At 65.7% G+C, this 23,571-nt stretch carries 24 protein-coding genes; 13 read left to right on the top strand and 11 right to left on the bottom strand.

The window, feature by feature from the left end:
- Positions 1 to 48 precede the first annotated feature (48 nt).
- The gene (locus JF542_RS15740) at positions 49 to 879 is read right to left on the bottom strand and encodes an ABC transporter permease (RefSeq protein WP_207076529.1); all 831 of its coding nucleotides are present in this window, start codon (positions 877 to 879) and stop codon (positions 49 to 51) included.
- Between the two features lie 123 nt (positions 880 to 1,002).
- Here JF542_RS15740 and cysQ point away from each other — a divergent pair, with 123 nt between their 5' ends.
- From cysQ to JF542_RS15700, 8 genes are all read left to right on the top strand, one after another.
- Positions 1,003 to 1,800, top strand: coding sequence for a 3'(2'),5'-bisphosphate nucleotidase CysQ (cysQ, locus tag JF542_RS15735; RefSeq protein ID WP_207076528.1), 798 nt, complete (start codon positions 1,003 to 1,005; stop codon positions 1,798 to 1,800).
- A gap of 7 nt (positions 1,801 to 1,807) precedes the next feature.
- A complete protein-coding gene (locus JF542_RS15730) occupies positions 1,808 to 3,049 on the top strand; it encodes a glycosyltransferase family 2 protein (RefSeq protein ID WP_207076527.1) in 1,242 nt (413 codons plus the stop codon).
- Between the two features lie 139 nt (positions 3,050 to 3,188).
- Positions 3,189 to 4,082 carry a UTP--glucose-1-phosphate uridylyltransferase GalU gene (gene galU / locus JF542_RS15725; RefSeq protein WP_007796139.1) on the top strand — a complete coding sequence of 298 codons (894 nt, stop codon included), beginning with the start codon at positions 3,189 to 3,191 and terminating at the stop codon, positions 4,080 to 4,082.
- Positions 4,083 to 4,100: 18 nt separating this feature from the next.
- On the top strand, positions 4,101 to 5,084 hold the full coding sequence (gene galE, locus JF542_RS15720; RefSeq protein ID WP_207076526.1) for a UDP-glucose 4-epimerase GalE: 984 nt from the start codon (positions 4,101 to 4,103) through the stop codon (positions 5,082 to 5,084).
- Positions 5,065 to 6,267 carry a glycosyltransferase family 4 protein gene (locus tag JF542_RS15715; protein ID WP_207076525.1) on the top strand — a complete coding sequence of 401 codons (1,203 nt, stop codon included), beginning with the start codon at positions 5,065 to 5,067 and terminating at the stop codon, positions 6,265 to 6,267. Before galE ends, JF542_RS15715 begins: the two co-directional genes overlap by 20 nt.
- A 49-nt stretch (positions 6,268 to 6,316) precedes the next feature.
- A complete protein-coding gene (locus tag JF542_RS15710; RefSeq protein ID WP_340689162.1) occupies positions 6,317 to 7,327 on the top strand; it encodes a glycosyltransferase family 2 protein in 1,011 nt (336 codons plus the stop codon).
- On the top strand, positions 7,324 to 9,024 hold the full coding sequence (locus tag JF542_RS15705) for a DUF5927 domain-containing protein (RefSeq protein ID WP_207076524.1): 1,701 nt from the start codon (positions 7,324 to 7,326) through the stop codon (positions 9,022 to 9,024). Before JF542_RS15710 ends, JF542_RS15705 begins: the two co-directional genes overlap by 4 nt.
- Before the next feature lie 7 nt (positions 9,025 to 9,031).
- Complete coding sequence (locus JF542_RS15700) at positions 9,032 to 10,459, top strand: nodulation protein NodH (protein WP_207076523.1); 1,428 nt, start codon at positions 9,032 to 9,034, stop codon at positions 10,457 to 10,459.
- 118 nt (positions 10,460 to 10,577) lie between these two features.
- On the opposite strand, the gene JF542_RS15695 is transcribed toward JF542_RS15700, so the two are convergent.
- From JF542_RS15695 to JF542_RS15670, 6 genes are all read right to left on the bottom strand, one after another.
- A complete protein-coding gene (locus JF542_RS15695) occupies positions 10,578 to 11,042 on the bottom strand; it encodes a PTS sugar transporter subunit IIA (protein WP_007796119.1) in 465 nt (154 codons plus the stop codon).
- A 56-nt stretch (positions 11,043 to 11,098) separates the two neighbouring features.
- The gene (hpf, locus tag JF542_RS15690; protein WP_007796116.1) at positions 11,099 to 11,662 is read right to left on the bottom strand and encodes a ribosome hibernation-promoting factor, HPF/YfiA family; all 564 of its coding nucleotides are present in this window, start codon (positions 11,660 to 11,662) and stop codon (positions 11,099 to 11,101) included.
- Between the two features lie 251 nt (positions 11,663 to 11,913).
- Positions 11,914 to 12,672 (bottom strand): LPS export ABC transporter ATP-binding protein, encoded by a 759-nt coding sequence (gene lptB / locus JF542_RS15685; protein WP_007796114.1) that lies wholly within the window; start codon positions 12,670 to 12,672, stop codon positions 11,914 to 11,916.
- A 25-nt stretch (positions 12,673 to 12,697) separates the two neighbouring features.
- A complete protein-coding gene (locus JF542_RS15680) occupies positions 12,698 to 13,195 on the bottom strand; it encodes an LptA/OstA family protein (protein WP_007796111.1) in 498 nt (165 codons plus the stop codon).
- Positions 13,196 to 13,205: 10 nt separating this feature from the next.
- Positions 13,206 to 13,814, bottom strand: coding sequence for an LPS export ABC transporter periplasmic protein LptC (lptC, locus tag JF542_RS15675; protein ID WP_207076522.1), 609 nt, complete (start codon positions 13,812 to 13,814; stop codon positions 13,206 to 13,208).
- Positions 13,815 to 13,818: 4 nt separating this feature from the next.
- On the bottom strand, positions 13,819 to 14,433 hold the full coding sequence (locus JF542_RS15670) for a ribonuclease D (protein ID WP_207076521.1): 615 nt from the start codon (positions 14,431 to 14,433) through the stop codon (positions 13,819 to 13,821).
- Between the two features lie 974 nt (positions 14,434 to 15,407).
- Between JF542_RS15670 and JF542_RS15665 the strand changes: the two genes are divergently transcribed.
- Positions 15,408 to 16,097 carry a sugar transferase gene (locus tag JF542_RS15665; protein ID WP_007796101.1) on the top strand — a complete coding sequence of 230 codons (690 nt, stop codon included), beginning with the start codon at positions 15,408 to 15,410 and terminating at the stop codon, positions 16,095 to 16,097.
- A gap of 63 nt (positions 16,098 to 16,160) precedes the next feature.
- On the opposite strand, the gene JF542_RS15660 is transcribed toward JF542_RS15665, so the two are convergent.
- Positions 16,161 to 16,958, bottom strand: a complete 798-nt coding sequence (locus JF542_RS15660; protein ID WP_207076520.1) for an HTD2 family dehydratase — start codon at positions 16,956 to 16,958, stop codon at positions 16,161 to 16,163.
- Between the two features lie 34 nt (positions 16,959 to 16,992).
- On the opposite strand from JF542_RS15660, the gene JF542_RS15655 reads away from it, so the two are divergent.
- Positions 16,993 to 17,391: a VOC family protein gene (locus tag JF542_RS15655; RefSeq protein ID WP_207076519.1), complete on the top strand. Its 399-nt coding sequence runs from the start codon at positions 16,993 to 16,995 to the stop codon at positions 17,389 to 17,391.
- Between the two features lie 60 nt (positions 17,392 to 17,451).
- Here the strand turns inward: JF542_RS15655 and JF542_RS15650 are convergent, their stop codons facing one another.
- From JF542_RS15650 to JF542_RS15640, 3 genes are all read right to left on the bottom strand, one after another.
- Positions 17,452 to 18,117, bottom strand: a complete 666-nt coding sequence (locus JF542_RS15650) for a YiaD family glycine zipper/OmpA-like lipoprotein (RefSeq protein ID WP_207076518.1) — start codon at positions 18,115 to 18,117, stop codon at positions 17,452 to 17,454.
- Between the two features lie 151 nt (positions 18,118 to 18,268).
- Positions 18,269 to 19,105, bottom strand: coding sequence for a methylated-DNA--[protein]-cysteine S-methyltransferase (locus JF542_RS15645; protein ID WP_207076517.1), 837 nt, complete (start codon positions 19,103 to 19,105; stop codon positions 18,269 to 18,271).
- Between the two features lie 120 nt (positions 19,106 to 19,225).
- The gene (locus JF542_RS15640) at positions 19,226 to 20,341 is read right to left on the bottom strand and encodes a heme-binding protein (RefSeq protein ID WP_207076516.1); all 1,116 of its coding nucleotides are present in this window, start codon (positions 20,339 to 20,341) and stop codon (positions 19,226 to 19,228) included.
- A gap of 240 nt (positions 20,342 to 20,581) precedes the next feature.
- Here JF542_RS15640 and nth point away from each other — a divergent pair, with 240 nt between their 5' ends.
- The 3 genes from nth (at position 20,582) to JF542_RS15625 (ending at position 23,563) form a co-directional block, all read left to right on the top strand.
- Complete coding sequence (gene nth / locus JF542_RS15635; RefSeq protein WP_207076515.1) at positions 20,582 to 21,226, top strand: endonuclease III; 645 nt, start codon at positions 20,582 to 20,584, stop codon at positions 21,224 to 21,226.
- Positions 21,223 to 22,236, top strand: a complete 1,014-nt coding sequence (locus JF542_RS15630) for an adenosine kinase (protein ID WP_207076514.1) — start codon at positions 21,223 to 21,225, stop codon at positions 22,234 to 22,236. Before nth ends, JF542_RS15630 begins: the two co-directional genes overlap by 4 nt.
- A 100-nt stretch (positions 22,237 to 22,336) precedes the next feature.
- Complete coding sequence (locus JF542_RS15625) at positions 22,337 to 23,563, top strand: S8 family peptidase (protein WP_207076513.1); 1,227 nt, start codon at positions 22,337 to 22,339, stop codon at positions 23,561 to 23,563.
- The last annotated feature ends 8 nt before the right edge of the window (positions 23,564 to 23,571 follow it).

Genomic DNA, 23,571 nt, shown 5'->3' with positions numbered 1-23,571 from the left:
TCCTTTGAGACTTTCGAACTCGCGGGCCGGCCCCGTGGCAGGCGGGCCTTACCGCCGCGCGCTCCAGCTCGCCGAGGCGTGCTTGCGCGTGTAGAATTCTCCCATGAGACCGATCATGATGAGAACCAGCGACAGGTAAAGCGCATATTCCCAATCGGAGTTGCGCGGGTTGTAGTCGACGAAGGCATAGCCGCGCGATTGGTCGATGGTGTGAAACAGCGGGTTCCAGTCGAACATCACCAGCATGTAGCTGGGCAGCGTGTTTGCCACGAACATCTTGCCCGAGGCGATCATGTTGGCGCGCTGATAAACCGTCGAGAGGATCTGCACCGGGGTCGGGAACCACGGCTTGGCGGCAAGGAACACCATGCCGATCGCCGCGCCCGAGAACCACGACAGCAGGATCATCGCCATGCAGCCGATGGGATCGTGGATTTCCTGCATGACGAAGGGATTGAAGGCCACATCGTAGATGAAGAGGATGAACACGAGGCTGAGGATCTGAATGTAGAGCGTGCTCAGCATCGCCGAGGCGATGGCGATGGCGGTGTTCATCGGAGCGTGCTGCATCATCGGGCTGGCCGGCCCCTCCGAGCCCACCACCGCGCTCAGCGTCTTGGTATGGGTCATGTAGAGGAACACGCCGGTCATGATGTAGATCATGAAATCGCCGCGGATCGCGGTGCTGCGCATGCCGAGGATCTGGAACATGAAGTAGAAGGCCAGCACAAAGATGATGGTCTGCAGCATGTTCATGAAGATCGCCATGAAGGCGTTGCCATGGGTCCGGCGGACAGCGCGTACCGAATTGTGGTAGATCAACTCGGAGATGTAGAGCGCGGAACCCAGCCGCGAGCGCGGCTTCGTGGTCTGAAACATGGCAAAACTGCTCCGGTGCCGGCGAGTGCGACGGGTCTTTCTTGCCCATCTTGGTTGAGGAAAGCATAAGGATTCGTGGCTGCCAACGCAAACATTGCGCCGCCGCGGTAAAGGAGAACCACTTTGAATTACGAAACTCTTGTTCGGGTCATGCGCCGCCTCGCCTTGGAAGCCGGCGACAAGATCATGGAGATTTACGAAAGCGACGATTTCGAGGTGAAGTCGAAATCCGACGCCAGCCCGGTCACCGAGGCCGACGAGGCCGCCGACGCGCTGATCTCCGCCGGCCTGCGCGAAGCCTTTCCCGACGTCGCTCTGGTCACCGAGGAACAGGCCGACAGCCACACCCAGGAGGTGATGACCTTCCTGATCGTCGATCCGCTCGACGGCACCAAGGAGTTCGTGAAGCGCCGCGGCGATTTCACCGTGAACATCGCGCTCGTCGAAGAAGGCGTGCCGACCCGCGGCGTGGTCTATGCCCCCGCCAAGGGCCGCATGTTCTACACCACCGCCACCGGCGCCTCGGTCGAAGAGACCGGCCCCTTCGACAAGGAGACGGTGGGTGAGACCAAGCCGATGAAGGTCTCGGACGCGGACAACAGCGCGCTGATGGTGGTGGCCTCCAAGTCGCACCGCGACGAGGCCACCGACGACTACATCAACAAGTATCAGGTCAGCGATTCCAAGAGCGCCGGCTCGTCGCTGAAGTTCTGCCTCGTGGCCACCGGCGAGGCGGATCTCTACCCGCGCCTCGGCCGCACCATGGAGTGGGACACCGCCGCAGGCCACGCCGTGCTCAGCGGTGCAGGCGGTCGCGTGGTGCGCTTCGACGACCACACCCCGCTGGCCTACGGCAAGCCGGAATTCGCCAACCCGTTCTTCATCGCCTACGCCCCGGGCGTGGAGCTGAAGGAAGGCTGACGCGTCGATGGGCGCGCTCCCGGTCAGCGTTGTGATCGTGAGCCGGGGCCGCCCCGGCGCATTGTCGCTTTGCCTGACCGGCGTGGCCCAGCTCGATTATCCGGCCTACGAGGTGATCGTGGTGGCCTGCCCGGAGGGCGTTGCCACGGTTGCCGCCCGCCCCGATGCGGACCGGATCAAGCGTGTCGCATTCGACGAGCCCAACATCTCGGCGGCGCGCAATCTCGGCATCGCCGAGGCCGCCGGCGAGGTGATCGCCTTCCTCGACGACGACGCGGTGCCCGAGCCGACATGGCTCGCGCATCTCTGCGCCCCCTTCGCCGATCCACAGGTGACGGCGGCGGGCGGCTATGTGCGTGGGCGCAACGGCATCGAGTACCAGTGGCGGGCGCAGGGCGTCACGGCCCGCGCGCAGGAGCGCGACCTGCCCATCGAAGGCACGGAACCGCGCATCCTGCATGGCCGCCCCGGTGTCGCGATAAAGCTGCAGGGCACCAACATGGCGCATCGGCGCAGCGTGCTGGCCGAGATGGGCGGCTTCGACCCGGCCTTCCGCTTCTTCCTAGACGAGACAGATCTCGACATGCGCCACGCCGCCGCGGGTCATGCCGTGGCCGTGGTGCCGCTGGCCGAGGTGCATCACGGCTATGCCGAGAGCCCGCGCCGCGCCGCCGACCGCAGCCCGCGCGACCTCACCGAGATCGGTGCCTCGCTCGCCGTCTTCCTCGCCAAGCACTGCCCCGAAGCCGAGCGTCGCATGGCGTGGCTGGCCCTGCGCGATGCACAGCGCCACCGGTTGCTGCGCTCTCTGCAGCGTGGCCCGCTCGGCCCGGACGACGTCGTGCGCCTGATGCGCAGCCTCGACCGTGGCTGGACCGAAGGGCTCGCAAGGCCGTTCGGCAACCTGCCGCCGATCCCCGAGGCGCGCCTGCCGTTTCTCGCCTATCCCGGCCGCGCCGGCGCGCCTCGCCGCGTGCTCTCCGGACGGGTCTGGAACCGTGCGGCCATGCGCCGAGACGCCGCCCGCTACGCCGCGGATGGTGAGATCGTCAGCGCCTACCGGTTCTCTCACACGGCCCTCTTTCACACGCTCAGGTTTCATGCGGACGGATATTGGGAGCAGATCGGCGGGCTCTGGGGCCGCAGCGAGCGCGTCGGTCCAGTGATCCAACTGCACAGTTTCGAGGATCGTCTGCGGTCGGAAGATGCCCGTGTTGCGCCCGTCCGCGACAACAAAGACCAAATATAAGGCACCGCAATCACTCAATCTACGAGGGAGTTGTCGCGAATTTGCCTAGTTTGCGCTCTAGGCCTTACATGGTACAGAATCAGACGAAGACCAGCGCGAGCGTGTCAACGTCGCGTCACGATTTTAGGAGCAGGATATTATGAGCAACAAGGTCACCAAGGCGATCTTCCCGGTGGCGGGTCTCGGAACACGTTTTCTTCCGGCCACGAAGTCGGTGCCGAAGGAGATCATGACCCTCGTCGACCGACCGCTGGTGCAATACGCCATCGACGAGGCCCGCGCCGCCGGCATCAAGGAATTCATCTTTGTCACCTCGCGCGGAAAAAGCGCGCTCGAGGACTATTTCGACCACGCACCGCAGCTCGAGCAGGAGCTTGAAGCCAAGGGCAAGGACAAGCTGCTTGGCGTTCTCAAGGACACCTACATGGACTCGGGCGAGATCGCCTATATCCGCCAGCACAAGGCGCTGGGTCTCGGCCACGCGGTGTGGTGCGCCCGCCGCCTGATCGGCGACGAGCCCTTCGCGGTGATGCTGCCCGATGACGTCATCGCAGCCGACAAGCCCTGCCTTCAGCAGATGGTCGAAGCCTATCAGGAAACCGGCGGCAACATGGTCGCTGCGATGGAAGTGCCTGCCGACAAGGCCTCGGCCTACGGCATCCTCGACGTGCAGGAAGACATGGGCTCGATGGTCTCGGTCAAGGGCATGGTCGAGAAGCCCAAGGCAGGCGAGGCACCGTCGAACCTCGCGGTGATCGGCCGCTACATCCTGTCGCCGAAGATCCTCGAGAACCTCGACGCCAAGACCACCGGCGCCGGCGGCGAGATCCAGCTCACCGATGCCATCGCCAAGGAGATCAATGGCGACGAAGGCGTCTATGGCTACCGCTTCAACGGCCAGCGCTACGATTGCGGCTCCAAGGCGGGCTTCCTGCAGGCCACCGTCGCCTTCGGCCTGTCGCGCGACGATCTGCGCGACGATCTCGAAGCCTACCTCCACGAGGTGGTTTCGGCCCGCAAGGCCGCGCAATAAGCGGGCAAAGACCGAAACATGTCCAATGTACTGGTAACCGGGGGTGCGGGCTATATCGGCTCGCACGCCTGCAAGGCGCTGAAGGCCGCCGGCTTCACGCCGGTGACCTATGACAACCTCGTCACCGGCTGGAAGGACGCCGTAAAGTTCGGCCCGTTCGAGCAGGGCGAGCTGTCGGACCGCTCCCGCCTCGACGCGGTGTTCGCGCAGTACCAACCGGTGGCGGTGATGCATTTCGCCGCCCTCAGCCAGGTCGGCGAGGCGATGTCCGAGCCGGGCCGCTACTGGCGCAACAACGTCGAGGGCTCGCTGACGCTGATCGAGGCCGCCACCGCGGCGGGCTGCCTGAGCTTCGTATTCTCCTCGACCTGCGCCACCTATGGCGAGCATGACAACGTGGTGCTCGACGAGGGCACGCCGCAGGAGCCGCTCAATGCCTATGGCGCCTCCAAGCGTGCGGTCGAAGACATCCTGCGCGATTTCGGTGCCGCCTACGGCCTGAAATCGGTGATCTTCCGCTACTTCAACGTGGCCGGTGCCGATCCCGAGGGCGAGGTGGGCGAGCATCACCGCCCCGAGACCCACCTGATCCCGGTGATGCTCGAGGCGATCGACGGCAAGCGCCCCGCACTGACCATCAACGGCACCGATTACGACACGCCCGACGGCACCTGCATCCGCGACTACGTCCACGTGATGGACCTCGTCGATGCGCATGTGCTGGGCCTGAAGTGGCTGCAGGACGGCAAGGAGAGCCGTGTGTTCAACCTTGGCACCGGCAAGGGCTTCTCGGTGCGCGAGGTGATCGACGCCTCGGGCGCGGTGACCAACCGCGAGGTGCCCTATTCCGAGGGCCCGCGCCGAGCCGGTGACGCCACCAAGCTGGTCTCGGGCTCGACCCGCGCCGCCGCCGAGCTCGGCTGGACGCCGGATCGCTCGACCATGCCGCAGATGATCGCCGACGCATGGCGCTGGCACCAGAATGGACATTACGAGGGCTGATCCGCCCCCGCGCCTTCTGGATCTGACGCGCCTCGTCTCGCGCGCCGGGCGGCCCTTCACGGGGATCGACCGGGTTGAATACGCCTATCTGAGGCAACTGCTGCGCACCGGCCCGCTCTTTGGGCTGGTGCGCAGTTCTCTGGGCTACCTGCTGCTGGACCAGCGTGGCTGCGCCGAACTGAAGCGCCGCATCGATGGCGGCGACTGGCCCGCCCCCGATCTTCTGGCACGGCTGCGCAAGCTCGATCCCGGGCGTGCCGGGGCCGAACGCGCGCTGCGCTCGGTGGCCGTGGGCCGCTGCCTGCCGCGCGAGCTCGGCGCGATGCTCCGCACGCACCTGCCCGCCGACACCCATTACCTCAACACCGGCCACACCAACCTGACCGACCGCACCGTTGCCGCGCTTCGCGACGTCCACGGCTGCCGCATCGCCGTCCTGCTGCACGACACGCTGCCGCTGGATGTGCCTGAGCACCAGCGCCCCGGCATTCCCGAGCGTTTCGCGGGCTTCCTCTCGCGGGTCGGGCGCCATGCGGATCTGGTGATCTGCAACTCGAAGCAAACCGAGCGCGACCTACGCCGACACCTGCCCGACAGCGCGGCACAAAGCGTCATCGCGCATCTCGGCGTCGACCTGCCTGTGCCGACCAGCCCCCCCGACGGGCCGTGGACCGGTCGGCCCTATTTCGTCGCGCTCGGCACCATCGAGCCGCGCAAGAACCACGCGCTTCTGCTCGACATCTGGGAGCAGGAGCAACCGGCCGCCGATCTGCTGATCTGCGGCAGCCGCGGCTGGAACAACGACGCCATCTTCGCCCGGCTCGATGCCGGCATCGCCGGCGTGCACGAACTGCCGGGCCTCGATGACGGGCAGGTCGCGGCGCTGCTGAAGGGCAGCGCCGGGCTGCTGTTCCCGAGCCTCGCCGAAGGCTACGGTCTGCCCCCGCTGGAGGCCGCAGGACTGGGGGTGCCGGTGCTTGCGAGCAACCTTTCGGTGCTGCGCGAAGGGCTTGGGGATATTCCCGTTTACGCTCCTGTGACGGAGCGGTATCTTTGGACCCAGTTGATAAGAACGATGGCCGAGGATCACCGGGCAGGACGGGGCGTGGCACCAAACGCTGCGGCGGCATTCGCCCCGCCAAGCTGGGATGCGCACTTCAAGACCGTCTTAACCCTGATCTGATAGCCGCGGGGGAACGGGGCCGGACCGTCCGGCCTGACGAGGGCGCACAGTGGGTGCATGGCAGTCATACCGGCTGAGGCTTCAGCGCAAGCGCTGGCGCATTCGCGCCCTGCGCAAGAGCCGCGAACTCATGCCGGTCACCAACCGAACCGACAAGCTCCGCTCGAGCGACCTGCTGGTGTTCTGCACCCAGCGCAACGAGGGCATCCGCCTGCCCTATTTCCTCGAATATTACCGGGACATGGGGGTGAACCACTTCTTCTTCGTCGACAATGACAGCACCGACGGCTCGCTCGACTACCTCTCCCGGCAGGAGGATGTCTCGGTCTGGAGCAGTCGGGGCAGCTACAAGCGCTCGCGCTTCGGCATGGACTGGATCAACTTCCTGCTGCGCAAGTATGCCCATGGCCACTGGGCGCTGACCGTCGATCCCGACGAGTTCTTTCTCTATCCGTTCTGCGACACCCGGCCCCTGCGCGCCCTGACCGACTGGCTCGATGCCTCGTCGATCAAGAGCTTCTCGGCCATGTTGCTCGACATGTACCCCAAGGGCCGGATCGACGCGCAGCCATACGAGCGCGGCCAGAACCCGCTCGAGATCGCGTCGTGGTTCGATGCCGGCAACTACACGATCAGCCGCAACAAGCGCTTCGGCAACCTGTGGATCCAGGGCGGGCCCCGGGCGCGGGTGTTCTTTCCCGACCGCCCAGAGCGGGCGCCGGCGCTGAACAAGATCCCGCTGGTGAAATGGGACCGACGCTACACCTATGTCAGCTCGACCCACATGCTGCTGCCGCGCGGGCTCAACGCCGTCTATGACGAGTGGGGCGGCGAGAAGGCCAGCGGCCTGCTGCTGCACACCAAGTTCCTCGACACGTTCGGCGCCAAGGCCGAGGAAGAGCTGAACCGGCGCGAGCATTACGCCGGCTCGACCGAGTATCTCGCCTACGCCGCCGGCATCCGCGACAACCCCGAGCTCTGGTGCAAGTGGTCCGAGAAATACATCAACTGGCGCCAGCTCGAGATCCTCGGCCTGATGTCCAAGGGGAACTGGGCATGAGCGTCGGCATCGTGATGCTGGTGCACACCGCGCTCGGCCGCGCCGAACAGGTCGCCCGGCACTGGACCCGTGCCGGCTGCCCGGTGGTGATCCATGTCGACAGCATGGTGCCCCGGAGGGTCTATGACGGCTTCGTGCGCAGCCTCGCCGATGAGCCCAACGTGCGGTTTTCCAAGCGTCATCGCTGCGAATGGGGCACCTGGGGGCTGGTGGCGGCGAGCCAGGATGCCTCGGAGCTGATGCTCGAGAGCTATCCGGGCGTGCGCCATGTCTACCTGACCTCCGGCTCCTGCCTGCCGCTGCGCCCGATCGAGGAGCTGATCGAGTATCTCGATGAGCGCCCGCGCACCGATTTCATCGAAAGCGCCACCACCGCCGATGTCCCCTGGACGGTCGGTGGGCTCGACCACGAGCGCTTCACCCTGTTCTTCCCGTTCTCGTGGCGCAAGAACCGCTATCTTTTCGACCGCTACGTCGAGCTGCAGCGCCGGATCGGCTTTCGCCGCCGCATTCCCAAGGGCGTCGTGCCGCATATGGGCAGCCAGTGGTGGTGCCTCACCCGGCAGACCCTCTCGGCGATCCTGCAGGACCCTGAGCGGCGCAAGTTCGACCGCTACTTCAAGCGCGTCTGGATCCCGGACGAGAGCTATTTCCAGACCCTCGCGCGGCTCTACTCCACCAGCATCGAGAGCCGCTCTCTGACGCTGTCGAAGTTCGACTTCCAGGGCAAGCCGCACATCTTCTACGACGATCACCTGCAGCTGCTCCGCCGCTCGGACTGCTTCGTGGCGCGCAAGATCTGGCCCCATGCAGAGCGGCTCTACGACGCGTTCCTGGACCACCCAGAAGCGGCGCAGAACCGGCAGGAGCCCAACCCCGGCAAGATCGACCGCATCTTCGCCAAGGCCGTGGACCGCCGGACCCGGGGCCGCACCGGGCTCTACATGCAGTCGCGCTTTCCCAATTACGGCTGGGAAAACGGGCTGACCGCGGGCAAGTATTCCGTCTTTCAGGGTTTCTCGGACCTGTTCAAGGAGTTCGAAAGCTGGCTCGCCCGCGCCACCGGCGCGCAGGTCCACGGCCATCTCTTCGGCCCCGAGCGGGCCGAGTTCGCCGGCGGGCAATGCGTTCTGAACGGCGCGCTGTCGGACAATGCCGCGCTGCGAGATGCTAATCCCAAGGCGTTTCTCACCAACCTGCTGTGGAACACGCGCGGCGAGCGGCAGTGCTTTCAATACGGGCCCCATGACAACCCCAAGATCATCTGGGACATGGCCCGCGATCCCAATGCCCAGATCAACGTGATCTCGGGCGCCTGGGCGGTGCCGCTGTTCAAGTCGAACGCCAATTTCGCCGACCTGCGCGCCGAGGCCGCGCTGCTGCAGAAGGTCGAGCACAAGATGCTCGACCAGCTGCGCTCGCCCGAGGCCAAGGCGCGGATCCGGATCTGGACCATGGCCGAGTTCATCGAGGCCCCGATGGAGCCGCTGCAGATCGTCATCGACGAGATCGGCCAGAAGCCGCATCGCCGCCTTGCCGAGGCGCCGGTGATGGAGGATCTCAGCGGCTTCGGCCGGTTCCTGCAGAACCTCAAGAACCAGGGGATGCACCCCTACCTGATGGGTGATTTCCCTGTGGAACACGCCCCGCGCAATTCGCGCCGCGCCGCGCGCAAACCGTATCTCGTGAAGAAATAGGCCCGCCATGTCCGACCGTTTCGATAGTTTCGTGGTCTTCGCCGAGATGCGGACCGGCTCGAATTTCCTCGAGGCCAACCTCAATGCCTTCGACGGGTTGAGCTGCCTTGGCGAGGTCTTCAATCCGCATTTCATCGGCTACCCGAATTCCCAGGACGTGCTCGGCATCACCCAGGCTGAACGCGACCGCGACCCCGCGAGGCTCCTGAAAGAGATTCGCAGCCACGAGGACGGGCTCGCCGGGTTCCGCTTCTTCCACGATCACGACCCGCGCATCCTGCCCCCGATCCTCGAGGACGAGCGCTGCGCCAAGATCATTCTCACCCGCAACCCTGTCGACAGCTATGTCAGCTGGAAGATCGCGCAGGCCACGGGGCAGTGGAAGCTGACCAACGTCAAGAAGCGCAAGGATGCCAAGGCGCAGTTCGACGCCGCCGAGTTCGAGGCTCATCTCGAAGCGTTGCAGGCATTTCAGGTGACGCTGATGAACGCGCTTCAGACCACGGGGCAAACGGCATTCTACGTCGCCTACGAAGACCTGCAGGACGTCGCGGTGATGAACGGGCTGGCCCGCTGGCTGGGCGCGACCTCGCGGCTCGACAGCCTCAACACCGCCCTGAAGCGGCAGAACCCCGAGCCGATCTCGCAGAAGGTCGAGAACTTTGCCGAGATGGAGCAGGCTCTGGCGCGGCTCGACCGGTTCAACCTGACGCGGACCCCGAACTTCGAGCCCCGGCGCGGGCCGGCGGTGCCGGGCTACGTGGGCGGGGCACGGACGCCGCTGCTCTACATGCCGCTCAAGTCCGGCCCCGAGGCGACGGTGCTCAACTGGATGTGCGCGCTCGACGGGGTTCCGGAGGAGGCTCTGGTGCGCGACTTCAACCAGCAGAGCCTGCGGCAATGGAAACGCGAGCGCCCGGCCCACCGCAGCTTCACCGTGCTGCGCCACCCGCTGGCGCGCGCGCATGATTCCTTCTGCTCGAAGATCCTGAGCACCGGCAAGGGCAGCTACAAGGGCATTCGCAAGACCCTGCGCCGTGCCCACAATCTGCCGATCCCCGAAGGCGAGCCCGGCAGCGACTACACGCTCGAGGCACATCGCGAGGCTTTCACCGCCTTCCTGCACTTCCTCAAGGCCAACCTCGCCGGACAGACCGCGGTGCGGATCGACGGCCACTGGGCCAGCCAGACGCAGGCGCTCCAGGGTATGGCCGAGCTGACCCTACCCGACATGCTGGTGCGCGAGGACGAAATGACAAGCTACCTGCCGGCGCTGGCCATGCAGGTCGGCCATGCCGCGCCGCCGGATCCGGTCGCCGTGCCGACGCAGGCGCCCTACGCGCTGGCGCAGATCTACGACGACCAGCTCGAAAGCGCGGCGCGCGAGGCCTATCAGCGCGACTACCTTATGTTCGGCTTCGGCGACTGGGGCTGAACGCTCCGGGCACCGACAGCACCAAAGGCGCGGCGACCCCCGGTCGTGCCGCGCGCAGGGCTGACGATGTCGAAGAGGAGGTCATACTGACCGGGCGCACCCGGTCGATGACCGGAGCTCAGGCCGCCTGCGACGAGCGATCCTCGGTGAGGATGGCGTGCAGGGTGGCGGCGTCGGGGTTGGCGCGCAGCTTGTTGCACAGCGCCGCGTCGCGCAGCGTGCGCGAGACCAGCGCCAGCGCCTTGAGATGCTCGACCCCGGCATCGGCGGGGGCGAAGAGCGACAGCACCACGTCGACCGGCTGACGATCGACGGATTCGAACTCCACCGGTTTCTCGAGAAGAATGAAGACGCCCTTCACTTCATCGAGCCCGTGCAGGCGAGCGTGGGGAAGGGCGACGCCATGGCCCACACCGGTGGGGCCAAGGCTTTCGCGTTCCATCAGCGCCTCGACGACGGAGGGGGCCGAGAGCGCGTAAGCGCTTTCGGCCAGATCCGCGATGTCATGCATCAGGCGCTTCTTGCTGCTGGCCGCAGCAACGACCTTCACCGCTTGCGGTTTCAGAAGTTCCAAGAAGGTCATAGACCGCCTTTCACTGTCTGCTCTGGGGCGTTTCAGGCCGCGACATGGACGATCTCTTACGGATCGATCCAGCCGATGTTGCCGTCGTCGCGGCGATACACGACGTTCACCCCATCCTTTTTCTCATTGCGGAAGACCAGGACGGGGGCCCCGGCCAGCTCCATCTGCATAACGGCTTCGCCAACCGTCAGCGATGGAATCTGGGTCTCCATCTCAGCGACAATGATCGGCTGCAGCGAGTCCGGTTCGTCGTCATGCGACTCGGCTTCGCCGGCGAGGATATACGAGGCTGCTCCGAAGAGTTCAACGGGCTCGGCGCGATCCTTGTGGTGGTCTTTCAGGCGGCGCTTGTAGCGACGCAGTTGCTTGTCCACCTTCTCGGATACACCGTCGAAGGCTGCGTAGATCTCGGTTGCCTTGTCCTTGGCCGAAGAGGTCAGGCCGGTGGACAGGTGTACCGTGACTTCGCAGATATACTCATGTGCGCTCTTGGAAAAGGTGATGGTCGCGTCCGTGGGCCGGAAGGCGTATTTCTCCAGGACGGTGCCCAACTCGTTCTTGACGTGAGTCTGAAGGGCTTCGCCGATATCGATCTGCTTTCCCGTGATCTGATAGCGCATGTCTGTTTCCTTCTCTTCTTTGGACCCGACTACAGTTCCCGCCTTACTGGCAGGTTAGATCTGGTGTCGGATCATGGGAGACGCAAGGCAACTGCAGCAAAGACCCCTTCTTCCCTCTCCTCGGGGCGCTTCGTTCAGGCATGCAAAACTGCGCTGCGTCATGGGTATATTTGACGTGAAACGGGGTCGTTCTGTCAATGATCTGTCGCAAACCCTCGTCAAATCGCGCAGCCATCTGGGAACAATCCGATTTATCCGATCCGGAAGTTCTCACCGAGGTAGACCCGGCGGACATTCTCGTTCTGCACCACCTCGGCGGGGGTGCCGGACATCAGCACCTTGCCATCATGCAGGATATAGGCCCGGTCGACGATCTCCAGCGTCTCGCGCACGTTGTGGTCGGTGATCAGCACGCCGATGCCGCGCGTCTTGAGGTCCGAGACCAGCATGCGGATATCGTTGACGCTGATCGGGTCGACCCCGGCGAATGGCTCGTCGAGCAGCAGGTACTTGGGGCTGGCCGCAAGGCAGCGGGCGATCTCGACGCGCCGCCGCTCGCCGCCCGAAAGCGCCAACGCCGGGGCGCGGCGAAGGTGTTCGATCGAGAACTCGCCCAGCAACTCCTCGAGCCGCTCGCGGCGGCGGTGCCGGTCGCTCTCGGCGATGTCGAGCACGGCGGTGATGTTGTCCTCGACCGAGAGGCCACGGAAGATCGACATCTCCTGCGGCAGGTAGCCGATGCCGAGACGCGCGCGGCGATACATCGGCATCCACGTGGCATCCCGCCCGTCGATGGTGACCTTGCCGCCCTCGGGGTTCACCAGACCGGCCACCGCGTAGAAGGTCGTGGTCTTGCCCGAGCCGTTGGGCCCGAGCAGCGCCACCACCTCGCCCCGGTCGAGATCGAGGGTGACGTCGCGGATCACGACACGCTTCTTGTAGCTCTTGCGCAGGTTCCGCACGCGAAGGCCGCTGTCACCTTCGGTCACGGTCAGATCAGGACGGGCCATCGAAATGTCGTTACTCTTCTGGAAATTACTGTTGTTGCTCGTCCGCACCCTGCGAGATCACCGTGCGCACGCGCCCCGTCATCTGCGCGGTGCCGCCCTCGAGATTCACGACCATGCGCTCCGAGGTCAGGGCGTTCGGCCCCTGCGTGAGCAGCACATTGCCCGTCATCACGACGGTGCCTTCGTCGATATCGTAATCGGCGCGCTCGGACTCGGCGGCTTCCTCGCCGCTGACCAGCGTGACCCCGCCGGTCGCCTCGAGCCGCGCGATGCGGTTGCCGGCCTCGTCGAACACCACAAGGACCCGCGGCGCCGCGAGCCGCATCTCGCCCTGCCCGATCACCACGTTGCCGGTGTAGAGCGCGGTGCCGTCCGACTGGTTGACCTGAAGCTGGTCGGCGCTGACCTCGACCGGCGCACTGGTATCCTGCTGCATGCCCCCGAAGGCGACCTGGGCGCCCTGTGCCAGAGCCGGCCCCGAGAGGGCGAAGAGCATGGCGGCAATGGTCAGAAATCGGAACATACTGGAACCCCTATGGATCTTTCGGATCATATATCAGGTTTACGCCTTGCGTGAAAAGCAGTTGCACGTCCTCGCCGGTTTCGGTCGGCGCGATGGTCAGCTTTCCGGCCGTGAACGTGCCGGCAGGCCCCTCTCCCGAGACCGGTGCGAGGGTTTCGGCCTCGATCCGGTCCATCGCCGCGCGCAGACGCTCGGTGTCGATCCGGTAGCCCGTGCTGGTCTCGATCCGCACCGCCCCCTCAAGATCGGCGCTCTGCTCGCCTTCGCTGACCACCGCGCGGTCGGAGCGCAGGGTGATGCGGCTGCCGTCGGACATGTCGATGCTGGCATCAAGCTGATGCGCAAGAACCTCGTCCATGCCGTCGGCCAAAGGCTCGGCACTGTCAGCGGTGAGGATCAGCTGATCGCCGCGTGCGGTCAGCCCGGCATAGCGCGGCGCCACGATCTGCTGCCGCGCAGGTCCGTCCGAGCCTTCGGGATCGGCGAAGGGAATGTTCACAGTCGGCTCGCTGCTACGCCCGACGAGGAAGAGGGTCGAGAGCAGCGCAAGCGCCACCAGCGGCAGCAGGATCTTCAGCCAGCCGATCACATAGGAATAGGTGTCCCCCCGACGCGCCATCGGATCAGGAATGCGCGAAGATATCGGTGCCCGGCCAGCCCTCGAGATCGAGGAGCGCCCGGGTCGGCAGGAAGTCGAAGCAGCTCTGCGCCAGCGCGCTGCGGCCCTCGCGGGCGAGCATGCCGTCGAGCGCCTCGCGCAGCTTGTGCAGGTGCAGGACGTCCGAGGCGGCATAGTCGCGCTGCGCCTCGGTCAGGGTCTCGGCCCCCCAGTCGCTCGATTGCTGCTGCTTCGAGATATCGACCGACAGCAACTCCTGGGTCAGCGTCTTGAGCCCGTGCCGGTCGGTGTAGGTGCGCACCATGCGGCTGGCGATCTTGGTGCAATAGACCGGCGCCGCCAGCGCCCCGAAGGCATTGTACATGGCGGCGATGTCGAAGCGGCCGTAGTGGAACAGCTTGAGCACGCTCTCGTCGCGCAGCAGGCGGCAGAGGTTCGGCGCCTCGGTCTGGCCCTTCGCCACCTGCACGAGATGGGCGTTGCCGTCCCCGCCCGAGAGCTGCACCACGCAGAGCCGGTCGCGATGCGGCTCGAGCCCCATGGTCTCGCAGTCGATCGCCACGACCGGGCCAAGATCAAGCCCGTCGGGGAGATCGCCTTTGTAGAGGTGGTTCGCCATGACGGGCCCTTTCCGATACAGATACCGACCGGCCCGAAATAGGCCTGCGCCCCTTGGCTTGCAACTGAAGCTTGAGGGTCGCGCTCGCCTCATTTCGCCGAATGTGGCTGAGAATGTGGCGCGATTCGGACCAAGTTTGACGATTTGAGGGCCGCAAACCGCCGCGATTCGGGCCGCCGCTCACCTGAAAAGCGGCATTTGTAACATTCCGTGAATATCGACACTCCCCCTTAGCGTGTTGCTCTCTGCCCTCCTCGGAAAGCCTCTCCGCGCCGGCAAGCGAGTGAGCCCCGCGTCGCACTCCCGGCGCCGCAGTGGCGATCGAGAGACGAAAACCCGCAGCACCTCCCCACAATCATTGTTTCCGAATGCGACCCAGAAGACAGCCGCAGAGACAGGGCGCGAATTACCCCAACCCTTCGCAGCGAGTTTCACGCGACGATGCATTCATTTTCGAGCATTTGTTTACATTTTCGAAACCGGCTCGCCGAAAACGGGGATTGAACTGTTTCCGAGGGTGCTGTTGCCGCAGCTGCTCCCTCTCCTCCCTCGCACGGCCACTGCCAAAGCTCGCATAGCGGCGCCGCCACCGGCATTCTCCGGTCTGCCGGACGCCCGAATTTGTGGCCAATGCGCCGGTTCGAGAGCAGGTCATCTAAAGGTTGGCTCAACTTTTAATTGTGGCAAAAACATGGAGTTGACCGCACTTAAGGCGCAATGCATAACCATTTGTGTCGAGAGTAAGAACATAGTTTCGTCACACTACGGCACTTGGGGGTTGGTGCTTCCACTTGGGAGTTATGGTGAGTTTGCTTCGGTCTTGTTAGGACCAGAAAATCTTCTGAAAGCCTGATGCGCCTCGAGCGTTCCCAGCCTTCGCATGATCGCGAAGGACCGGATCGCTGCGGCTTGCGACCGGCCGAAAGCACATCCTTGCCTGCGTTTCCGTCAATACATGCCTCGAGGAGGTCAAATTGACTATTCACATTCGCCAGCCGCTGCCGAGCCCCGGTATAGAAACCCTGATCGACGATGCCCTCTTTGCGGCACCGACCGGCGCCTCCTATGACCGCCTTGCCAAGCGCATTCTGGACATCACCATCGTCCTGCTGGGCGCGCTGCCGGTGCTGCTCGTGACGATGGTCCTCGCCGCGATCATCGCGCTGGACGGCAAGTCGCCCTTCTATCTCCAGAAGCGCGTTGGCCGGAATGGCCGCGTCTTCTACATGTACAAGCTGCGCTCGATGGTGGTCGATGCCGACTCCCGCCTCGAGGCCTATCTCGCCAGCAATCCCGAGGCCCGCGCCGAGTGGAACCACGCCCAGAAGCTGCGCCGCGATCCGCGCATCACTGCGGTCGGCCGGCTGATCCGCAAGACCTCGCTCGACGAGCTGCCGCAGCTGCTCAACGTGCTGCGCGGGGACATGTCGCTGGTCGGTCCGCGCCCAATGATGGTCGAACAGCAGGACCTCTATCCCGGCACTGCCTATTACGCGCTGCGCCCGGGCATCACCGGCTTCTGGCAGACCTCGGTGCGCAACGAGTCGAGCTTCGCCGAGCGGGCCGGGTTCGACACCGACTACCTGCGCCAGCTGTCCTTCGGCACCGATCTCAAGATCCTCGCCCGCACCGTGCGCGTCGTTCTGAACGGCACCGGCTGCTAAGCCCGGAGCAAAACACTTCTTGAAAAGGCCCTCGCCATCGGCGGGGGCTTTTTCGTTCCGGGCTCAGAAGCCAAGCTTGGCGGCCATGCACTGTCGCCCGTCCGCACCCCGCACCCAAGCGCTTTCGGTGTCGCGACAAAGCGTGACCTCCTCGCCCAGCGTCACCGGCGCGGTGGCGCGGAAGCGGAAGTCCTTCAGCGGCGCCTGCTCCTCGGCCATCAGGATCAGAAGCTGCGCCAGCAGCGGTCCGTGGACCACAAGATCGGCATAACCCTCGACCTCGCGGGCATAGTCGACATCGTAGTGGATGCGGTGTCCGTTGAAGGTCAGCGCCGAGTACCGGAACAACAGCGTGCTGTCGAAGCAAGCGACCCGCGCCTCGGTCTCGTCGCGGCGCGCCTCCGGCGGCACCGGGCGCGGCGCGTCGGGAGAAGGATCTTCGCGATAGACGAGATCCTGCCGTTCCTCGACGCACAGCGCCCCGCCCTGCCGGATCTCGTGGCGCAGGGTGACGAAGGCCAACGGCCCGGTGCGGCCGGTCTTCTGCACCACCTTTTCCCGCACGCTGCGCTTCTCGGCCTCCTGCCCGACCCTCAGAGGCGCAAGGAAGCGCAGCGCGCCACCGGCCCACATCCGGCGCGGCAGGCCGAGATCGGGGATCAGACCGCCGGTGCGCGGGTGGCCGTCCCGGCCCAGGGCCTCGGGGGGCTGCGCCTCCCAGAAATGGATCTGGTGGAAGAACGGCGGCAGCGCATCGCCTTCGGCAAGCCGTTCGGGGCGGCCCAGCGCGGCCAGAAGCGCGTTGGCCCGGGCCGGATCGAGCCTGTCGGTCTGCCGTGTCTCGGCTGTAAGGTCAGTCATAAGCACCTCCCTGCGGAAAGGATCTAGACCACCCATGACGCCCACCGTCCAGTCTCTCGACCATCTGGTCCTCACTGTCGCCGATCTCAACGTCACGCTGGCGTTCTACACCGAGGTGCTCGGCATGCGGGCCGAGCGCTTCACCCCGGCCGACGGCTCGCGACGCTGGGCGCTGCGCTTCGGCAGCCAGAAGATCAACCTCCACCAAGCCGGGGCCGAGTTCCTGCCCAAGGCCGCACGCCCGACAACGGGCTCGGCCGATCTCTGCTTTCTCAGCGACACCCCCTTGGCCGACTGGCAAGCGCACCTCGATGCATTGAAGATCAGCCCCGAGGAAGGCCCGGTGCGACGCAGCGGCGCCGAGGGGCCGATCCTGTCGCTCTATCTCCGCGACCCGGACGGCACCCTGATCGAGCTCTCGAACCGGCTCTGAAACGAAAAACGCGCCGCGGGAGACCCCGCGACGCGCCGATGTCAGCCAAAGCGTGCCGGATCAGGCGTTCGGCAGGATGACGATTTCCACCCGGCGGTTCTGCGCCTTGCCCTCGGGCGTCAGGTTCGACGCGACGGGAGCCGCTTCGCCCCGACCGATGACCGAAATGCGGCTCGAGGGCACACCGCTCGAGACCAGCACGTTCGCGACGGACTGCGCGCGACGCTGCGACAGGCCCTGGTTGTAGCCGGCATCGCCGTCGCTATCGGTGTGGCCGACGACCTGAACGCTGGTGTTCGGGTACTGGAGCAGCGAACTGCCCACGGTGCGGATGTCGGCCTGCAGGTCGGTGCGCAGCGTGTCGCTGTCGAAGCCGAACAGGATGTCCTGCGGCATGGTCACGATCAGTCGATCGCCGGTGTTGCGAATGCCGACATCGTTGCCGAGCTGCTGGCGCAGTTCCGCTTCCTGCTTGTCGAGCTGGTTGCCGATGACGCCGCCGGCGATGGCGCCCGCTGCAGCACCGGCCAGGGTGTTCTTGACGGCATCGTCGTTGTTGCCACCGATCAGGCGACCTGCCGCAGCGCCGCCAAGCGCGCCGAGAATGACGCCCTGGTTGGTGTTCCGGTTGGGGTTGTTCTCGTCGAACATCTGGCCGTCGGAACAGGCGCTCAGCCCCATCACTGCGGCAAGGGAAAGAAGAATGGACGTCTTGGCCCGGATCATGGTGTGCCTCTTGATCGTTATGGCCCCCGCATCGCGGGGGCGCTCCTCCTGAATTATAGATCGACCATGCAACGGACCAACAGCGCTGTCACGGGGGTGTCGGCGGGTCTTTGCCCATTCCGCGCCTCACTTCACGGTGATGCAACCTGGCTCAGGCCTCGAGACGCGCCGCCTCCCAGGCGAGGATGGCGCGCTTGACCGGCAGGCCCCAGTGATACCCGCCGAGCCCCCCGGACTTGCGCAGAGCCCGGTGACAGGGGATCAGCAGCGAGATCGGGTTGCGCCCGACCGCCGTGCCCACGGCGCGCACCGCCTTGGGACTGCCCACCGCCTGCGCGATCTCGGAATAGGTGGTGACATGGCCCGAGGGCACCCGCATCAGCGCCTCCCAGACCTTGATCTGGAACGGCGCACCGATCAGCAGCAGCGGCACCTCGCCGCCCGCCTGCCCGAACGCCGCCTGCGCCCAGCCTTCCAGCGCCTCCCGGTCCTCGACATACTCGGCCCCGGGCCAGCGGCTGCGCAGGTCCGCCATGGTGGCATCGTCCCCGGCCTCGGAGGCAAACCCGATGCCGCAGATCCCGGTCTCGGTCCCCATCACCAGCGCGCGGCCGAAGGGGCTGTCGAACCAGCCCCAGCGGATCGTCAGCCCCTCGCCGCCGCGCCCGTAAGCGCCGGGGCTCATCGCCTCCCAGCGCAGGAACAGGTCGTGCAGCCGCCCGCCGCCCGAAAGCCCGGTGGCATGCGCGGTCTCGAGCGTGGTGAAACGCTCGGAGAGCAGCGCCTTGGCGTGGCCGAGCGTCAGGTATTGCTGGAAGCGCTTCGGAGACACCCCGGCCCAACGCGAAAACAGGCGCTGGAAATGCGCCGGGCTCATGCCCATGCCCGCGGCCAGTTCCTCGAGCGTGGCCTGCGGCCCGGCGGCGTCGACCATCTCGATGGCGCGGCGCATGACCTCGTAGTGATACCCTTGCGACGTCTCAGGCATGGTCCGGCTCCCGTGTTTCCGGCCCAGACTATGCGGCGTGACGAGCGCGTGCGACCCGGTTCCTGCGCTTTCAGGGCACCGGGCCGCGACCGGGCCGGATGGCCCCGGTCTGCTCGCGTGTCAGTACTCGTCGGAGGTCAGTACCTCGGCGTCATCGCCGACATTGGCCACCTTCTCGAGCGTGTTGATCGAGACATGCGGCCAGCCAATGAGGCCGGGGATGCCGTCGCGGCGCGGAAAGAAGTCGAGCATCACCACCTGAAGATACTGCATCACCAGCTTCGGCTCGTCGCCGACGCCCGGCTCATCGAGCTCCATGATCCAGAAGGTCGACTTCATCGAGGTGGCGTTGGCATGCTTGACGATGAACGGGATGTTCAGGATCCCCGCCGCCTCCGTGGCGCTGGTCGTCATGTCGAGCCGGGTGGTCTTCTTCACCTTCTCTGGCGCCGGCTGCGCACCGCGCAGCAGCTCCTCGGGGTGCACCGGGTTGAAGCCGGGAAAGCCCGGCGTCCCTGCGGGGACGGTGCCAAAGAACGGGTTGTCGTGGAAATGCTTGTAGGGCCCCATGTAAAGGCTCTCGAGCGGCTTCAGCAGGTCGTCAGGCCCTCCGGCGGTATCGTCGCGCGGGACGAGGACCCCCTCGGGAAAGCCATTCACGGCAGGAATATCGGGCGGACCGTCGAAGATGTCGGCCGCGGCGTCGAAACGCCCCATCGCCAGCAGCGAGTCGCCATGCGGCACGGTCCCGAGCCGGGCGATGTTGATGCCGTCGGTGGTGTGGTTGGTCATGAACAGGAACAGACCGGGCTCGTGGTGAATCGCCGCGCCGGGATCGGCCAGCTTATCCGTGGCAAGGTCCGGGCCGCTCTTGGGAAACTCGTCGACCGCCACCTGCTCCACGAGCTGCTGGTAGTCCAGCGCCACGACGAACTGGTCGAGATCGCTCGGACCGCCGGCGCCGCGCTCGATGCCACGGTTGGGCGCCCCCTTGTCAGCGGTGAAGAACTGCAGGGTCTCCCGGTAGTGGTTGACCATCAGCCGGTAGTTGAACCCGGCGGGCGGCGGATCGGTGACAAAGGGAAGGGCGATGCAGTTCCAGCCGAACGGAACATCGGCATTGGTGTTCTTCCAGATCCCCGGCAAGAGTTTCAGTGGTCCGAGTTCATCGTCAAAGGGCTTGGCGATCTCGATATGGCGAGTCTTGGCACGGCTCACGGCCTCTGCGTTCAACATGGCTTCGATCCTCAAATGAATTGCAACGTCGGAAATAAGCGGCAGGCGGAGAGAAAACCGGCACCGCCGCCATGCATGTTCGTATCACAAAAATACAATTTTAGATAGATATCGCTAAACTTTGAAGTGTGTCAGGCCGCCTCCTTCGCGTCGAACCTCGTCGCGCAGGCCATCCCCATCGCAGCGTCCGAGAGCGCAAACGGGTTGCCGCAGCGGGAAAAGCGTTTCATATCCGGGGGCATGGCCAAGCAGCTCGACTATCATACCCTGCGCGAGATCTTCACTCGCTTCCACGAGGCCGAGCCCGAGCCCAAGGGCGAGCTCGACCACGTCAACGCCTATACGCTGGTGGTGGCCGTCGCGCTCTCGGCGCAGGCCACCGATGCCGGCGTCAACAAGGCAACGCGCGAGCTGTTCAAGATCGCAGACACGCCCGAGAAGATGCTCGCGCTCGGCGAAGAGGGCGTGATCGAGCACATCAAGACCATCGGCCTCTACCGCAACAAGGCCAAGAACGTCATCAAGCTGTCGAAGATCCTGCACGAGCAGTATGGCGGCGAAGTGCCGTGCTCACGGGCCGCTCTCGAGAGCCTGCCCGGCGTCGGGCGCAAGACCGCCAACGTGGTGTTGAACATGTGGTGGCATTACCCGGCGCAGGCGGTGGACACCCACATCTTCCGCGTCGGCAACCGCTCGGGCATCTGCCCCGGCAAGGACGTGGTCGCCACCGAGCGTGCCATCGAAGACAACATTCCCGTGGATTTCCAGCAGCACGCGCATCACTGGCTGATCCTGCACGGGCGTTACACCTGTGTCGCGCGCAAGCCCAAGTGCCAGGCCTGCCTGATCCGCGACCTCTGCCAGTTCGAGGACAAGACCGTATGACCCTGACCCCGCAGCATCCGACCAAGAAGTACCAGGTTCTTGGCATCGGCAACGCCATCGTCGACGTGCTGACCCGCTCCGATGACAGTTTCCTCGAGATGATGGGGATCGAGAAGGGCATCATGCAGCTGGTCGAGCGCGAGCGCGCCGAGCAGCTCTACGGCGCCATGGAGAACCGCGTTCAGGCGGCCGGCGGCTCGGTGGCCAACACGCTGGCGGGGCTTGGCAATCTCGGACTGCGCACGGGCTTTTTCGGGCGCGTGCGCGACGATGCTCTGGGGAGGTTCTACGCGGATGCGATGGAGAAGGGCGGCACCGATTTCGTCAACCCGCCGGTCACGGGCGGTGAGCTGCCGACCTCGCGCTCGATGATCTTCGTCTCGCCGGACGGCGAGCGCTCGATGAACACCTATCTCGGCATCTCGGCCGAGCTTGGCCCCGAGGACGTGGCCGAAGAGATCGCCGGACAGGCCGACATCATCTTCCTCGAGGGCTATCTTTACGACAAGCTCAAGGGCAAGGAGGCGTTCCTGCGCGCCGCCCGCACCTGCCGCAAGGCCGGCGGCCTTGCCGGGATCGCGATCTCGGACCCGTTCTGCGTCGAACGCCACCGCGACGACTTCCTGCGCCTGATCGCCAACGAGATGGATTACGTCATCGGCAACGAGGCCGAGATCCGCTCGCTCTACCAGGACGACCATCTCGACAAGGATCTGGCGCGGGTCGCAGAGGTCTGCCCGCTGGTGGTCTGTACCCGCTCGGGCGACGGGGTAAGCATCATCAAGGATGGCGTGCGCACCGACGTCCCGGTGACGAAGGTGGTCCCGGTCGACGCCACCGGCGCGGGCGACCAGTTCGCCGCCGGTTTCCTCTACGGTCTCGCCACCGGCGCCGACATGGAAACCGCCGGCCGCATGGGCACCGTGGCCGCCTCCGAGGTCATCAGCCACATGGGACCGCGCCCGGAGGCCGATCTCAAGGCCCTGTTTCGCAAGAACAATCTGATCTGAGGAGCGATTTCACGACGGGTTCACGCTGAGATCCTTCGCTGAATCAACCTCTGGGTGTATCATCGCGCTATTGGAAAAACCCTTTAGAGCGAGATTTGCCATGTTCGTAATTCTGCGCGACGAGAACGCCCCGCTTCGCAACCGTGCCCCGCGCCCCGCGGCACCGCCGGGCGCGCCCGGCTTCGGGACCGGCAGCTTCGATGCGCCGATGGCGAACCCGATCCCTCCGGCACCCAAGCTCGAATCCGCCGAGCTGAGCGCCAAGGACCTCCGCGACGTGACCCGCGACCCGGCGGTGACCGCGGTGGCGCGCGAGATGCCGACCCGTCTGATCGAGCCGCAGCCGCTCGACGAGGTGCGCACAGAGGATGCCGAGCCTGCATGGGGCATCGCGGCGGTTGGCGCCGACACCTCCGCCTTCACCGGCGCCGGGGTGCGCGTGGCGGTGCTCGACACCGGCATCGACACCAATCACCCGGCCTTTGCAGGTGTCGCGCTCAACACCCGCGACTTTGCCGGCTCGGGCATCGAGGATGCCAATGGCCACGGCACCCATTGCGCCGGCACGGTGTTCGGACGCGATGTCGACGGCAGCCGCATCGGCGTGGCGCGTGGCGTCACCGACGCGCTGATCGGCAAGGTGCTGGGCGACGATGGCAGCGGTTCGTCGGACATGCTGTTCCGGGCGATCAAGTGGGCCTCCGATGAACAGGCGCAGGTGATCTCCATGTCGCTCGGCTTCGACTTTCCGGGCCTCGTCGAGAGCCTCGTAGATCAGGGCTGGCCGACGCTGCTGGCGGGCTCCGCCGCGCTCGAGGCCTATCGCCAGAACCTGCGCATGTTCGACGCGCTGATGGACATGCTGCGCGCGCAGGCGGCGTTCTCGGGCGGGACGGTGGTCTGCGCCGCCGCGGGCAACGAGAGCCGCCGCAACATCGACCCGACGTTCGAGGTCTCGGCGTCGCTGCCGGCTGCCGCCTTCGGCGTGGTCTCGGTGGGGGCGCTGGGACAGGGGCCGGGCGGGCTCAATATCGCCTCGTTTTCGAACACCAACCCGACCGTGTCGGGCCCCGGGGTCAACGTGATCTCGGCGGCAACCGGCGGGGGGCTGCGGCCGCTCAACGGCACCTCGATGGCCTGCCCGCACGTGGCGGGCATCGCGGCGCTCTGGTGGGAGGCGCAGCGCGCCTCTGGCAGCCCGGCCTTCGCCGGTGCGGTGCAGGCGCGGCTGATGGCCACCTGCACCAGCGCGCCGATCGACCCGGCGACCGACGCGCTGGATCGCGGACAGGGGCTGGTGCAGGCCCCCGCCATGGCCATCGGCTAAGAGCGGGA

The sequence above is a fragment of the Salipiger bermudensis genome (assembly GCF_017309175.1).
GTDB lineage: Bacteria > Pseudomonadota > Alphaproteobacteria > Rhodobacterales > Rhodobacteraceae > Salipiger > Salipiger bermudensis.
Note: the sequence above shows the minus strand (reverse complement) of the source record. Positions and strands in the feature narration are given on the sequence as shown.

Bases quoted from the DNA above. Each gene is read 5' to 3' on its own strand.
- JF542_RS15740 (WP_207076529.1), bottom strand. From the start codon at position 879: ATGTTTCAGACCACGAAGCCGCGCTCGCGGCTGGGTTCCGCGCTCTAC.
- JF542_RS15730 (WP_207076527.1), top strand. From the start codon at position 1,808: ATGGGCGCGCTCCCGGTCAGCGTTGTGATCGTGAGCCGGGGCCGCCCC.
- galU (WP_007796139.1), top strand. From the start codon at position 3,189: ATGAGCAACAAGGTCACCAAGGCGATCTTCCCGGTGGCGGGTCTCGGA.
- galE (WP_207076526.1), top strand. From the start codon at position 4,101: ATGTCCAATGTACTGGTAACCGGGGGTGCGGGCTATATCGGCTCGCAC.
- JF542_RS15715 (WP_207076525.1), top strand. From the start codon at position 5,065: ATGGACATTACGAGGGCTGATCCGCCCCCGCGCCTTCTGGATCTGACG.
- JF542_RS15705 (WP_207076524.1), top strand. From the start codon at position 7,324: ATGAGCGTCGGCATCGTGATGCTGGTGCACACCGCGCTCGGCCGCGCC.
- JF542_RS15700 (WP_207076523.1), top strand. From the start codon at position 9,032: ATGTCCGACCGTTTCGATAGTTTCGTGGTCTTCGCCGAGATGCGGACC.
- JF542_RS15695 (WP_007796119.1), bottom strand. From the start codon at position 11,042: ATGACCTTCTTGGAACTTCTGAAACCGCAAGCGGTGAAGGTCGTTGCT.
- hpf (WP_007796116.1), bottom strand. From the start codon at position 11,662: ATGCGCTATCAGATCACGGGAAAGCAGATCGATATCGGCGAAGCCCTT.
- lptB (WP_007796114.1), bottom strand. From the start codon at position 12,672: ATGGCCCGTCCTGATCTGACCGTGACCGAAGGTGACAGCGGCCTTCGC.
- JF542_RS15680 (WP_007796111.1), bottom strand. From the start codon at position 13,195: ATGTTCCGATTTCTGACCATTGCCGCCATGCTCTTCGCCCTCTCGGGG.
- lptC (WP_207076522.1), bottom strand. From the start codon at position 13,814: ATGGCGCGTCGGGGGGACACCTATTCCTATGTGATCGGCTGGCTGAAG.
- JF542_RS15670 (WP_207076521.1), bottom strand. From the start codon at position 14,433: ATGGCGAACCACCTCTACAAAGGCGATCTCCCCGACGGGCTTGATCTT.
- JF542_RS15660 (WP_207076520.1), bottom strand. From the start codon at position 16,958: ATGACTGACCTTACAGCCGAGACACGGCAGACCGACAGGCTCGATCCG.
- JF542_RS15655 (WP_207076519.1), top strand. From the start codon at position 16,993: ATGACGCCCACCGTCCAGTCTCTCGACCATCTGGTCCTCACTGTCGCC.
- JF542_RS15650 (WP_207076518.1), bottom strand. From the start codon at position 18,117: ATGATCCGGGCCAAGACGTCCATTCTTCTTTCCCTTGCCGCAGTGATG.
- JF542_RS15645 (WP_207076517.1), bottom strand. From the start codon at position 19,105: ATGCCTGAGACGTCGCAAGGGTATCACTACGAGGTCATGCGCCGCGCC.
- JF542_RS15640 (WP_207076516.1), bottom strand. From the start codon at position 20,341: ATGTTGAACGCAGAGGCCGTGAGCCGTGCCAAGACTCGCCATATCGAG.
- nth (WP_207076515.1), top strand. From the start codon at position 20,582: ATGGCCAAGCAGCTCGACTATCATACCCTGCGCGAGATCTTCACTCGC.
- JF542_RS15630 (WP_207076514.1), top strand. From the start codon at position 21,223: ATGACCCTGACCCCGCAGCATCCGACCAAGAAGTACCAGGTTCTTGGC.
- JF542_RS15625 (WP_207076513.1), top strand. From the start codon at position 22,337: ATGTTCGTAATTCTGCGCGACGAGAACGCCCCGCTTCGCAACCGTGCC.